The sequence below is a fragment of the Paraburkholderia sp. BR13444 genome (assembly GCF_040948755.1).
In the GTDB taxonomy this organism is placed as follows: Bacteria; Pseudomonadota; Gammaproteobacteria; order Burkholderiales; family Burkholderiaceae; genus Paraburkholderia; species Paraburkholderia youngii.
The window spans coordinates 11,829-23,798 of record NZ_JBFPKM010000024.1 but is presented as its reverse complement, the minus strand read 5'-3'; the positions used below and the strand labels follow the sequence as shown (position 1 = coordinate 23,798).

General features: G+C 64.3%; 14 protein-coding genes. 4 read left to right on the top strand and 10 right to left on the bottom strand.

Annotated elements, in window-relative coordinates; genetic code table 11:
* Positions 1-2 precede the first annotated feature (2 nt).
* The 9 genes from AB3X95_RS36780 to AB3X95_RS36740 all read right to left on the bottom strand — a co-directional run bounded on the left by AB3X95_RS36780 (position 3) and on the right by AB3X95_RS36740 (position 7,964).
* Positions 3-710 carry a GntR family transcriptional regulator gene (locus AB3X95_RS36780; protein WP_176368688.1) on the bottom strand — a complete coding sequence of 236 codons (708 nt, stop codon included), beginning with the start codon at positions 708-710 and terminating at the stop codon, positions 3-5.
* Positions 711-721: 11 nt separating this feature from the next.
* Positions 722-1,810 carry an ABC transporter ATP-binding protein gene (locus AB3X95_RS36775; protein ID WP_368623817.1) on the bottom strand — a complete coding sequence of 363 codons (1,089 nt, stop codon included), beginning with the start codon at positions 1,808-1,810 and terminating at the stop codon, positions 722-724.
* Between the two features lie 28 nt (positions 1,811-1,838).
* On the bottom strand, positions 1,839-2,633 hold the full coding sequence (locus AB3X95_RS36770) for an ABC transporter permease (RefSeq protein ID WP_176111870.1): 795 nt from the start codon (positions 2,631-2,633) through the stop codon (positions 1,839-1,841).
* 1 nt (position 2,634) lies between these two features.
* Positions 2,635-3,519 carry an ABC transporter permease gene (locus tag AB3X95_RS36765; protein ID WP_176368690.1) on the bottom strand — a complete coding sequence of 295 codons (885 nt, stop codon included), beginning with the start codon at positions 3,517-3,519 and terminating at the stop codon, positions 2,635-2,637.
* Between the two features lie 75 nt (positions 3,520-3,594).
* Positions 3,595-4,626, bottom strand: a complete 1,032-nt coding sequence (locus tag AB3X95_RS36760) for a polyamine ABC transporter substrate-binding protein (RefSeq protein ID WP_368623816.1) — start codon at positions 4,624-4,626, stop codon at positions 3,595-3,597.
* Positions 4,627-4,736: 110 nt separating this feature from the next.
* Positions 4,737-5,705 carry a flavin reductase gene (locus AB3X95_RS36755; protein WP_184227757.1) on the bottom strand — a complete coding sequence of 323 codons (969 nt, stop codon included), beginning with the start codon at positions 5,703-5,705 and terminating at the stop codon, positions 4,737-4,739.
* Positions 5,698-6,633 carry an alpha/beta fold hydrolase gene (locus AB3X95_RS36750; protein ID WP_368623815.1) on the bottom strand — a complete coding sequence of 312 codons (936 nt, stop codon included), beginning with the start codon at positions 6,631-6,633 and terminating at the stop codon, positions 5,698-5,700. The genes AB3X95_RS36755 and AB3X95_RS36750 overlap by 8 nt, the downstream gene beginning before the upstream one ends.
* Positions 6,634-6,884: 251 nt before the next feature.
* On the bottom strand, positions 6,885-7,571 hold the full coding sequence (locus AB3X95_RS36745) for a GntR family transcriptional regulator (RefSeq protein WP_368623814.1): 687 nt from the start codon (positions 7,569-7,571) through the stop codon (positions 6,885-6,887).
* Positions 7,572-7,673: 102 nt separating this feature from the next.
* Positions 7,674-7,964 (bottom strand): DUF1330 domain-containing protein, encoded by a 291-nt coding sequence (locus AB3X95_RS36740; RefSeq protein ID WP_176125498.1) that lies wholly within the window; start codon positions 7,962-7,964, stop codon positions 7,674-7,676.
* Between the two features lie 234 nt (positions 7,965-8,198).
* Here AB3X95_RS36740 and AB3X95_RS36735 point away from each other — a divergent pair, with 234 nt between their 5' ends.
* On the top strand, positions 8,199-8,801 hold the full coding sequence (locus AB3X95_RS36735) for an amino acid synthesis family protein (RefSeq protein WP_176125497.1): 603 nt from the start codon (positions 8,199-8,201) through the stop codon (positions 8,799-8,801).
* On the opposite strand, the gene AB3X95_RS36730 is transcribed toward AB3X95_RS36735, so the two are convergent.
* Positions 8,794-8,985, bottom strand: coding sequence for a hypothetical protein (locus AB3X95_RS36730; protein ID WP_368623854.1), 192 nt, complete (start codon positions 8,983-8,985; stop codon positions 8,794-8,796). The two genes, AB3X95_RS36735 and AB3X95_RS36730, sit on opposite strands and share 8 nt — an antisense overlap.
* On the opposite strand from AB3X95_RS36730, the gene AB3X95_RS36725 reads away from it, so the two are divergent.
* From AB3X95_RS36725 to AB3X95_RS36715, 3 genes are all read left to right on the top strand, one after another.
* Positions 8,893-9,234, top strand: coding sequence for an alpha/beta fold hydrolase (locus AB3X95_RS36725; RefSeq protein ID WP_368623851.1), 342 nt, complete (start codon positions 8,893-8,895; stop codon positions 9,232-9,234). The two genes, AB3X95_RS36730 and AB3X95_RS36725, sit on opposite strands and share 93 nt — an antisense overlap.
* 73 nt (positions 9,235-9,307) lie before the next feature.
* Positions 9,308-10,345, top strand: coding sequence for an LLM class flavin-dependent oxidoreductase (locus tag AB3X95_RS36720; protein WP_176368694.1), 1,038 nt, complete (start codon positions 9,308-9,310; stop codon positions 10,343-10,345).
* Between the two features lie 12 nt (positions 10,346-10,357).
* Positions 10,358-11,827 carry an aldehyde dehydrogenase gene (locus AB3X95_RS36715; protein WP_368623813.1) on the top strand — a complete coding sequence of 490 codons (1,470 nt, stop codon included), beginning with the start codon at positions 10,358-10,360 and terminating at the stop codon, positions 11,825-11,827.
* Positions 11,828-11,970: the final 143 nt, after the last annotated feature.

The following is an 11,970-nucleotide window of genomic DNA, read 5'->3' as shown; positions in this document are numbered from 1 at the left end:
TGCTAGCCCGCCTGACGCCACACCGCCTGCTCATGCCCTTCGGCCAGCAGCTTGCGGGCGATTTCGGCCACCCGGTGCACATGCGCGATCGCGGCCTCGCGCGCGGCGGCGTTATCGCGAGCCGCGATGGCCGAGAGAATGCGATGCATCTCGTCGACGGCCTGGCGGCCGCGGTCGTCGGAAGCGATCGTCAGCGCTCGCAGACGGTTGATGCGCGCGGTCAACGACTGCACGATCTCCCAGGCCACATGCTTTTTTCCCGCGATGAACATGCGTTCGTAGAAGGCCGTAGTGAGCGCCCTGACGGCCGGATGATCCTGCGCTTCGAACGCCGTCTGGATTTGTTCGATGAAACCAGCGAGATCGGCAACCGTCTGCTCGTTCGCATGCTTCGCGCACGCCATCGCCGCCTCGCCTTCGAGCAGCGCGCGTATTTCGTAGATCTCCGCCGCCGTATCGAAGTCGAGCACGGCGACGATCGGCCCCTGGTTCGGTATCGAGTCGACGAGCCCTTCCGTTTCCAGGTGCCGCAACACCTCGCGCACCACGGTGCGGCTCACGCCGAGAATCTCGCACAGCGAACGCTCGACAAGCCGCTCGCCAGGATGGAAATGGGCCTCCAGGATCGCCGTGCGCATCTTCTCGAGCGCGAGTTCGCGCAAGGTGGTCGTCGGGCGTTGAACCTTCAGCGATGGCAGTGCGCCGCTCATGGCAGTCGCCGTCATGCTTGAGCGAACAGGCGCACATCGCGTGCGTCCCAGTCGACGAGCGCCTGGGTACCAATCGCGATGCCGCTGTCGTGCCGATGCGCGGCCGGCATCCGGATCGAGATTTCCTGCTGCCACGGGGTCGCCACCGCGTAGTGCATCGCGTCGCCGAGATACGTGATATCACGCACCGTCACGGGCAGGCCGCTCGTGCCGCTGGCACTTTGCAGCGCGCTGATGCGCATCTGCTCGGGGCGGATCATCAAGGTGCCGTCGTCGCCGGCGCTGAGCACCGGATTGAAGTCATTCGCGGCGATCTGATGGCCGTTCGGAAACACGCCGTTCAGCCGGCCATCGCAATTCTTCGTCACCTTTACCGGCAAGAAATTCGAATTGCCGATGAAGCTCGCGACGAAGCGCGACGCCGGGTTCGCGTACAGCTCCTCACCGGTGCCCACCTGCTCGATGCGGCCTTTGTTGAACACCGCGATGCGGTCGGACAGCCGCAGCGCTTCTTCCTGGTCGTGCGTGACGTAGAGGATCGTCACGCCGGTTTCCTGATGGATGCGGCGCAGTTCGAGCTGGATTTCCTCGCGCAGCTTCTTGTCGAGCGCGGACAGCGGCTCGTCCATCAGCAGCACGGGCGGATCGTAGGCCAGCGCGCGGGCGATCGCCACGCGTTGCTGCTGCCCGCCCGACAGCTGCGCGGGCATCCGGTCGCGGCACTCGGACAGGTGCACGAGCTTGAGCATCTTGTCGACTTTCGCGTTGATCTCGGCTTCTGGGCGCCGGCGCACGCGCAGCGGAAACGCCACGTTCTCGCCCACGGTCAGATGCGGGAACAGCGTATAGCGCTGAAACACCATGCCGATGTTGCGCTTGTTCGGCGCGACCGCCAGCAGCGGCTTGCCGTCGAGCAGCACGCGGCCGTCAGTGGGCTCCTGGAAGCCCGCGACGATATACAGCGTCGTGCTCTTGCCCGAACCGGACGGTCCGAGAAACGTCATGAATTCGCCCTTGCGCACATCGAGGGAAACCTGGTCGATGGCGACGACGTCGTCGTAGGTCTTGCGCAGACGCTGGATTTGCAGGAATGCAGTCATGGCTTGTTTACCTCGCTGATTACGTCGATTAGCGCGCGCGGCGCAGCACGGCGCCCGCCAGCATCAATACGGTCGTCAATGCGACCAGCAGTGAAGACGCCGCCGCGACGACGGGCGTAAGATCCTGCCGCAGCGTCGACCAGATACGCACGGGCAGCGTTTGCAATGTCGGGCTCGACATGAAGATCGACACCACGACTTCATCCCACGACGCCAGAAACGCGAAGATCGCGGCGGCGAACAGGCCGAGCCGTATCGCAGGGAGGGTCACGCGCAGCTTCACGGTGAGCGGCGACGCGCCGCAGATCAGCGCGGCATCTTCGAGCGCCGTATCGAAGCTCACGAGCGAGTTGCTGATCGAGATGATCGAGAACGGCAGCGCGATGATCAGATGGCCGAGCACGAAGCCGGTCATCGTGCCGTTCAGGCCGATGCGCAGAAAGAACGCGTACAGAGCGACGGCCAGAACGACGACGGGCAGCACCATCGGTGTCAGGAAGAAGCCTTTCACCGCTTCGCGGCCGCGGAACTTGCCGCGCACCAGCGCAAGCGACGCAAGAAAACCGAGCAGCACCGAAAGCGCCATCACGATCACGGCCAGCTTCGCGCTCGTCAGCAGCGAGTCGATCCAGCCCGCGTCCGTGAAAAGCTGCCGATACCACTCCAGCGTCCAGCCCGGCGGCGGGAAAATCAGCCACTGCGAATCGCCGAACGACAGCGCGACGATGAACAGGATCGGCAGCAGCAGAAACAGTGCGACGGCCGCGCCTATGGCCACCAGTGCCCAGCGAAGCCCGCCGAGACGATCGAAATCGAGCAACATGTCAGCGTCCTCCCTGAATTGCGCGCGCGCTGCCGGTAAAGCGCAATTGCAGCGCGTAAAGCGCGAGCGTCACCGCCAGCAGCACGAACGCCGCCGCACCGGCGAGCCCCCAGTTCAGCAGTTCCTGCACGAGCTGCGCGATGAGTTCGGCGAGCATCATGTAAGACGGACCGCCGAGCAGCGCGGGCGTGACGAAGTAGCCGAGCGCCATCACGAACACCATCAGCGCGCCGGAGGCCACGCCCGGCATCGCGAGCGGCACGAGGATGCGCCAGAACGCCTGCCAGCGGCTCGCGCCGCAGACCGCGGCGGCACGCAGCGTCGACGGATCGATGCCGCGCAGCGTCGCGTGCAGCGGCATCACGAGAAACGGCAGCATGATGTATGTCATGCCGATCGTCACGCCGGTGAGGTTGTTCACGAGCGCGAGCGGCTCGTGAATCAGGCCGATCGCCATCAGCGCGCGGTTGATCGGACCCGTACCCTGCAACAGCACCATCCACGCGAAAGTCCGCGCGAGCAGGTTGGTCCACATCGACAGCAGCAGGATCGCGAATAGCACGGAGCTGAGCTTGCGCGGCGCGATCGCGAGCAGCCATGCCATCGGAAAGCCCACCAGCACCGTGACGACGGTCACGACCGTCGCGACGAGAAAGGTATTGCCGAAGACGCGCAGATACGTGGTCGAACCGACCAGTTGCTGATAGTTCTCCAGTCCCGGTGTCGGCTCGAGCACGCTGCGCAATAGCAGCGACAGCACCGGCAGCAGGAAGAAGATCAGCAGCAGCAACATGGCCGGCGTCAGCAGCCAGATGCTGCGCCAGTCGCGCCGCTTGCGCGCGGCCGTCGCGGGCGGATGCGCGACGGTACTCATTACGTTGGGCATGATGTCTCCTGCTCGGTGTCTCTGTGCGCGCCGGTTCATCGCGCGGCGCGCGGCTCTAACGTCGGTCCGTGCGGCTCATTTCGATTGCCACGCGTACCAGCGCTTCGCAATCGCGTCGCGGTTGTCGGCCCAGTACTTCATGTCGAGATTGATCTGCGAATCCTTGTACTGGTCGGGCAGCGTCTTCGCCATCGCGGCCGGCATCAGCGCCGCCGACTTCACGTTGATCGGCGCGTAACCCGTCTCGGCGGCGAATTTCGCCTGCGCCTGCGGGCTCGTCGCGGCCGCCAGATACTTCATCGCTTCCGCGCGATGCTTGGCGCCCTTCGGAATCACCAGCATGTCGGCGGCGGTCAGGTTCTGGTTCCACGAAATGGCCACCGGCACACCGGTCTGCGCGAGCGCGTGCAAGCGCCCATTCCAGAACATCCCGATCGGCGCTTCGCCCGATGCGAGCAGTTGCTGCGATTGTGCGCCGCCGCTCCACCAGACGATGTCGCTCTTGATCGTGTCGAGCTTCTTGAACGCGCGGTCGAGGTCGAGCGGATAGAGCTTGTTCGGCGGCACGCCATCGGCGAGCAGCGCGATTTCCAGCACGCCCGGCGCCGACCACTTGTAGAACGTGCGCTTGCCGGGGAATTTCTTCGTGTCGAAAAGATCGGCCCACGTCTGCGGCTGCGCGCCCGTGTACTTCGACTTGTTGTAGCCGAGCACGAACGAGTAATAGAAGCTGCCCACCGCGTCCGGAGTCGCAAAGCGCGGGTCCAGTTCGTCCTTCTTCACGACCGAGTAGTCGATCGGCTCGATCAGGCCGGCCTTTTGCGCGGCGTACGCAAAGTCGCCTTCCACATCGACGACGTCCCAGCTCACGTTGCCGCTGTCGACCATCGCCTTCAGCTTGCCGTAGTCGGTCGGGCCATCCATCAATACGGTGATGCCGCTCGCCTGCGTGAACGGCTGCGCCCAGTTCTTCTGTTGCGACGACTGCGTGGTGCCGCCCCAGCTGGTGAAGACGATCGGGTCTGCGGCGAGTGCGGGCGCTGTCGCGAGCGCCGTCGCGCAAGCAACGAACAACGGCGCGATAAACGGAATGCTTCTGCTGCTCATGTCTGTCTCCGGGATACGGTTGGGTGTTGCTTCGTCGGTCCGGCGGCGAGAAAACGCGCCGGCTTCATCGTTGTGAGTTGTGAGTTGTTGGTTGCAGCGGTGCCGCGCTGTCAATGCGCGAGGCCCAGCGGCTGCACGGTGCCGGCTTCGCTATCGCCGACATAAATGCCGAACGCGTCCTGCCTGCGTTCGCGCTCATAGCGTTCGAGCATCGAGCGCACCGCGGCGTCGCTCACGTCGTCCCACGGAATCTGGGTCAGCGGCACGATGCGCACGCTGCTGTCGAGCCACGGCGAGCCGTTGGGAATCACGCGGCCGCGATAGTAGATATGCACGCCGGGCTCCTTGCCGCTGCCGTCCTCGAATACCGCAAACAGGAAGTCGAGATGCACATGCAGGCCGAGCTTGGCGAGCACGCCGTGCAGGCTCGCGGGGTCGCTGGCCGGGTCGAGCTTGATGCCGGTTGGCAGCCCCAAGCCTTTGCCGGTGTCGACGAGCACCAGCCCGTCGCGGTGCTCGAGGATCGCGCCGACTTTCGCGCGCCCACCAGCCGCGGTCAGCGCGTCCTGCGACAGGCTGAAGTTCACGTATGCGCCGCGGCAGTAGCCAAGCGGCGACGAACTCGTTTGCACGAAGTCCACCACGCGACCGATCAGGATGATGTGATCGCCCGCATCGACCACTTGATGCGTCGTGCAGTCGAAGCTCGCGGCCGAGCCATCCATCACCGGCGCGCCCGTTTTGCGCGTGCTCCACGGCACTTGCGCGAACTTGTCCGCGGCCTTCGAAGCGAACACGCCGGACACATGCTTCTGGTCTTCGGCGAGCACGCTCACCGCGAAGCGGTGCGTGTCCGAGAACACTGCGTAACTCGCCGCCGTCTTCGCGACGCACACGAGAATCAGCGGCGGATCGAGCGACACCGACGTGAACGAGTTCGCCGTGAAGCCGCGCGGCGAACCGTCTGCCTGGACGGTCGTGACGACGGTCACGCCCGTCACGAATGCGCCGAGCGCGCGTCGAAAATCGACGATATCGAAAGCGGGTTGCGCGGTCGGGGCGATGATCGGCTCAGCCATGGCGTTCTCCGGTTGGTACTGCGGTAGTTGCTGCGGTAGTTGCTGCGGTCGTTGCCGCGGTCGTTACGGGGCCCTTCCGTCGCACCGCCGATGCTTCGACGAGGAACGCGAGCAGGCTTGCGTTCACGCGCTCCGGGTCGGTGACGTTCATCATGTGGCGCGCGTTCGCGATCACTTCGGCGCGGCCCTGTGGTGCCGCCGCGGCCATCGCCCGGGACATCTGCGCGCTCGAATTCGGATCGCCCTCGCCCGTCAGAAATAGCGCGGGTATCTCGAGACTCGCGAGACGCCCGACATGCGCGTCGTCCGAGCAGGCGAACAGACGGTAGGTGCGCGCGTAGCCCACCGGATCAACGGCAAGCAGCAGCGCTCGCACCGCCCGCGCGGCCTGGGTCAGGTGTCCCGGAATGGGATCGCCGAACCAGCGCGACAGGGTTCCGTCCACCCCGGTGTCGGCACGCGCATCGCCGAGCGTGGCCGCGCGCGTCATCACCGCCTCGCGCTGTGCCGGCGTGCGGTCGTACACCGCGTTCAACGCGGCGACGCTGAGCGTGCGCTCGGGGTGGGTCAGCGCGAATTCCAGTGCGACCAGCGCGCCCATCGAATGGCCCACCACGTGCGCGCGCTCGATCCGCAGCGCGTCGAGCAGCGACGCGAGTTGCGCCGCATATTCGTCGAGCGAGGGCTCCGCGCTCGGCAGCACGCTGTCGCCGTGCCCCAGCATGTCGTAGACAACGACGCGAAACGATTCGGATAACGCATCGATCTGCGGCGCCCACACGCTCTGATTCATGCCTACGCCGTGGATCAGCACGACGGTTTCGGCGGCGGCGTCCGATTGCCGCGCGTACACGCTGTAGCAGGTGCCCGCGGTGCGGCCACGCTGACCATGCGAGATCACGCGCGTCGGCGACATATCGGGCTTCATCGGACACGCTCCACTTCGCACGTCATGGGGTTCTCCTTTCAGGCTTCGAGCCAAAAGATCAATATCGATGAGATTATGGTATGCCATCTTATGGCCTACAACACTGCATAGCGTATTATGGAATACCATGATATTGCGATGAATTACGCTGGCACGGTTTGGGCTATGCGCGTGTTTGCTTGATCAAACAGACATAAGAAAAGGCCGCCGGCAGTTGCCGGCGGCCTTGACAGGGGCGACTACGGATGGGCTTAGGCGTCGCCGCTCGCTTCGTTCTGCTCCGCAAGAACCGTCAAAGCCAGTTCCGACACCCGCTTGATATGCGCGAACGACGCTGCGGACGCCGCGTCACCGTCGCGCCGCTCGATCGCGTCGAGCAGCAGGTTCATTTCGCGGTTGGAGTCGCCGCCTCGGCCCGGCGTCGCGATGGTTAACGCGCGCAGCCGGTTGATGCGCGCATTGAGCGACGTGACGACCGCCAGCGACACCTGTTTGTTGGCGGCTTCGAACATCGTTTCGTAGAAGCGCTCGGTGTATTCGAGCACGCGCGGCAGATCGTGTTTCTCGAACGCGTCTTCGATGACTGCGCGGACCTCGCGCAGTTGCCGCACGACTTCAGGCGTGGCGTGCTCGGCGCAGGCCCGGGCGGCGTTCGCTTCGAGCAGCCCGCGCAACTCATAAATCTCGCCGACCTGCGCGGGGTCGAGCCGCGCGACGATCGGACCTTGCCGAGCGACGATCTCGACCAAGCCTTCGGTCTCCAGATGCCGCAGCACCTCGCGCACGACGGTGCGGCTCACGCCAAGCTCGTCGCACAGCGTGCGTTCGACGAGGCGGGTGCCCGGCCGGAAATACCCCTGGACTATCGCGGCGCGCAGTTTGTCGAGCGTGAGTTCACGCAAGGTTTTGACATTGCGGTCGATTTTGAGGTCGTGCATAGGCGGCAGTGGGACGATGGACGAGGGCCCGCACCGAGGGCGCGGGCGTGGAATGCCATATTATGACTCATCTGACTTTCAGGCTTGCACACGAGGGCACAATCAGCCGCCCAGGCCCTCGACGATCGTGATCTGTGCCCGGCAATGTCCGTCGCGCTTCTGTTTGGCGGCCTGATACTCGGGCGAGTGATAGCAGTCGAGCGCCGTTTGCATATCCCTGAAGCGAATCACGACGTGCCGCTCGAACGATTCACCTTCCAGCACCTCCGACGCGCCGCCGCGCGCGAGAAACACCGCGCCGTACTTGTTGAACGCCTGCGGTGCGAGGTCCGTGTAGCCCTTGTATTTCGCCGCATCGAGCACGGTTACGTGGGCGATCCAATATGCAGCCATATCTCCTCCTTCGTAAATCCAGAATGGTTTGCGCCATAGTTGCCGCTTCGTTGATGGTCCGACGAACCGCGCGCTACGTGTTTTCGACGTCGCTGCTCGCCAGCAAATCCCTCGCAAAAAACGCCCTTTCCCCACCAGACGCGGCTTCCACGGCGCCCCGGGTTAACACTCATGGCATGCCGTAACATGGTATACCACAATGCCTCACACATCTAACCCACGCAGGAAGCTGCCATGAGCCTGATTCGCAAATCCATCCTCCATGTCGAGACCGTCTTCGTCGACGGCGACAAGGTCGCCGCCAAGCCGCTGAAAATGATCGGCGCGGCCGCCGTGATCAAGAACCCGTGGGCGGGCCGCGGTTATGTGGAAGACCTGTCGCCGGAGATTCGTGCGCTCGCGCCGCAACTGAGCGAGCACCTGACCAGGCTGATCATCGACGAAGCCGGTTCGGGTGAAGCGGTCGAAGCGTTCGGCAAGAGCGCGATCGTCGGCCTTGCGGGCGAGATCGAGCATGCGTCCGCGCTGATCCACACGCTGCACTTCGGCAACACGTATCGCTCGGCCGTCGGTGCGAAGTCGTATCTGGCGTTCAACAACACGCGCGGACCCGCCAATGCGCCGCTTCTGATCCCGATGATGGACAAGAACGACGAAGGCCGCCGTTCGCACTATCTGACGCTGCAGTTTGCGATTGCGGACGCGCCGGCCGCGGACGAACTCGTGATCGCGATTGGCGCCGCGACCGGTGGCCGTCCGCATCACCGCATTGGCGATCGCTACAAAGACCTCGCAGAGCTCGGAAATGACGTCAAGAACCCTGCAGCTGTCAAATAAGCGCGTCGCTCGCTATCTGGAGCAGGGCAGCGGCGAACCGCTGGTCCTGATCCACGGCGTCGGCATGCAGGCGCTCGCGTGGTACCCGCAGATCGAAGGGCTGTCGTCCGAGTTCCGGCTGATCTCGGTCGATGTGCCGGGCCACGGTCGAAGCGATCCGCTCGAGCCAGGCGCCGGCTTGCAACAGTTCGTCGAGTGGGCAGCGGCGAGAAGCACCAGCCCGACGCATCGGCAAGCTTCATCTATTCGGCCTACAACAACACCGAAACCCAATACCAGTACATCTCGTTCCTGTGCAGCGCGCCGGATGAACTCGCCGCTTCGGCTGACGCTTCGGGCGAATTCATCGGCCTCGACGACATCGATACGCAAGCGTTGCAGGACAGCGCCGTGGCCAGCATGCTGCACCGCTACCGCAAGGAAAGCCAGTTGAAGAGCTACGGGTTGTACTTCGGCGACCATAGCAACGGCACAGTCCGCCCGCTTCATTCCTGAAAGGTCACATCATGCGATTTTCCCTCTTCGTTCACATGGAGCGCGTCTCCGGGCAGACCAGTCAGAAGCAGCTGTATGACGAAATGGTCGAGCTTTGCCAGATTGCCGATCGCGGCGGCATGCACGCCGTCTGGACCGGCGAGCACCACGGCATGGACTTCACGATCGCGCCGAATCCGTTCATCAATCTCGCGGACCTCGCCAACAAGACGAAGCACGTGAGGCTCGGCACCGGCACGGTGGTGGCGCCGTTCTGGCACCCGATCAAGCTCGCCGGCGAAGCCGCGATGACCGACATCATTTCGAACGGCCGCCTGGAGCTGGGCATCGCGCGCGGCGCGTATTCGTTCGAATACGAACGCCTGCATCCGGGGCTCGACGCGTGGGGCGCGGGTCAACGCATGCGCGAACTGATCCCGGCCGTGAAAAAGCTCTGGGAAGGCGATTACGCGCACGAAGGCGAATTCTGGAAATTTCCTTCCACGACGTCTTCGCCGCTGCCGCTGCAGCGCCCGCATCCGCCGATCTGGGTGGCCGCGCGCGACCCGAACAGCCACGAGTTCGCGGTGTCCAACGGTTGCAACGTGCAGGTGACGCCGCTGCATCTGGGCGACGAAGAGGTCGAGAAGCTGGTTGGCCACTTCAACGCCGCGTGCGAGAAGTTCAGCAGCCTGCCGCGCCCGCAGATCATGCTGCTGCGTCACACGTATGTCGCGAGCAGCGAAAACGACGCGCAGATCGCGGCCGACGAAGTGAACACCTTCTACAACTACTTCGGTGCATGGTTCAAGAACGAGCGGCCGGTGAGCCGCGGCATGATCAAGACGCTGAGCCCGGAAGAGATCGCCGCTCATCCGTTCTACACGCCCGCGGCGATGCGCAAGAACAACGTGATCGGCACGCCCGAGGAAGTGATTGCGCGCCTGAGGGCATACGAGGCGCTCGGCTTCGACGAGTACTCGTTCTGGATCGATACGGGCATGAGCTTCGAGCGCAAGAAGGCATCGCTCGAACGCATGATCAACGACGTGATGCCTGCATTCCGGTAAGGGGCCGACGCCATGGATTCGCATTTTCAGCTGTATATCGACGGACAGTTCGAACCCGGCGCCGCCACGTTCGCGAGCGTCAATCCGGCCACCGGCAAAGCGTGGGCGCAAATGCCCGAAGCGCGCACGGAGCAGGTCAACCGCGCGGTCGAGGCGGCCAGCCGCGCGCTCACCGATTCCGCGTGGGCCGGCCTCACCGCGTCGGCGCGCGGCAAGCTGCTCTACAAGCTGGCCGGGCTCGTCGAACAGGCTGCGCCGCGACTCGCTGAAATTGAAACGAACGACACCGGCAAGATCATTCGCGAGACGTCCAGCCAGATCGCTTACGTCGCCGAGTACTACCGCTACTACGCCGGCATCGCCGACAAGCTCGAAGGGAGCAGCATTCCCGTCGACAAGCCGGACATGCAGGTTTGGCTCGAACGGCAGCCGGTCGGCGTGGTCGCCGCGATCGTGCCGTGGAACAGCCAGTTGTTCCTATCCGCCGTCAAGCTCGGGCCGGCGCTCGCCGCAGGTTGCACGGTCGTGCTCAAGGCGTCCGAGGAAGCCCCAGGACCGCTGCTCGAATTCGCGAAGCTCGTGCACGAGGCCGGCTTCCCGCCAGGCGTCGTCAACGTGATTACCGGCTTCGGGCCGGAATGCGGCGCCGTGCTCAGCAGCCATCCGAAGGTCGACAAGGTTGCCTTCACGGGCGGCCCGGAAACTGCGCGGCACATCGTGTCGAACACCTCGAACAACCTGGCGAAGGTGTCGCTGGAACTGGGCGGCAAGTCGCCCTTCATCGTGTTCGCCGATACCGATATCCAGAGCGCCGTGAACGCGCAGGTCGCGGCCATCTTCGCGGCGAGCGGCCAAAGCTGCGTGGCGGGCTCGCGGCTGCTGATCGAAGCCTCCGTGAAAGAGCGGTTTCTCGCCCTGCTGGTGGAGCGCGTGTCGCGCATACGGGTGGGTTCGCCCAACGAGATGACGACCGAATACGGGCCGCTTTGCACCGAGAGGCAACTGCGCAACATCGAGAAGGTCGTCGCGAACTCGGTGCGCCAGGGCGCCAGGGTGCTCGCCGGCGGCAAGACGCTCGCGCGCGACGGCTACTACTATGCGCCGACGATTCTCGACTGCACCGGCGTGAGCGACGCCGACAGCATTACGACGGAGCTGTTCGGGCCGGTGCTTTCGGTGGATACGTTCACCACCGAGCAGGAAGCGATCGACAAGGCGAACAGCACCGCCTACGGTCTCGCCGCGGGCATTTTCACCACCAGCCTGACTCGCGCGCATCGCGTGTCGAAGCGCGTGCGCTCGGGGATCGTCTGGATCAACACCTATCGCGCGGTGTCTCCGCTGGTGCCATTCGGCGGCTTCGGCCTGTCCGGTCACGGCCGTGAAGGCGGCATGGCCGCGGCGCTCGAATACACGACGACGAAGTCGGTATGGCTGCGCACCTCGGACGAGCCGATCAGCGATCCGTTCGTGATGCGCTGAGTCCAGCGCGCGGTCCATTCCCCGCTGCACCGTTTCAAAGCCGTAGAGGGCAATGCCATGTCACGTCCATCGAACGTAGCATGGCGCACGCCTGTGCGACAAAGATGGACACTATGAAAAACCCGTCGAACAACAACAGCGTT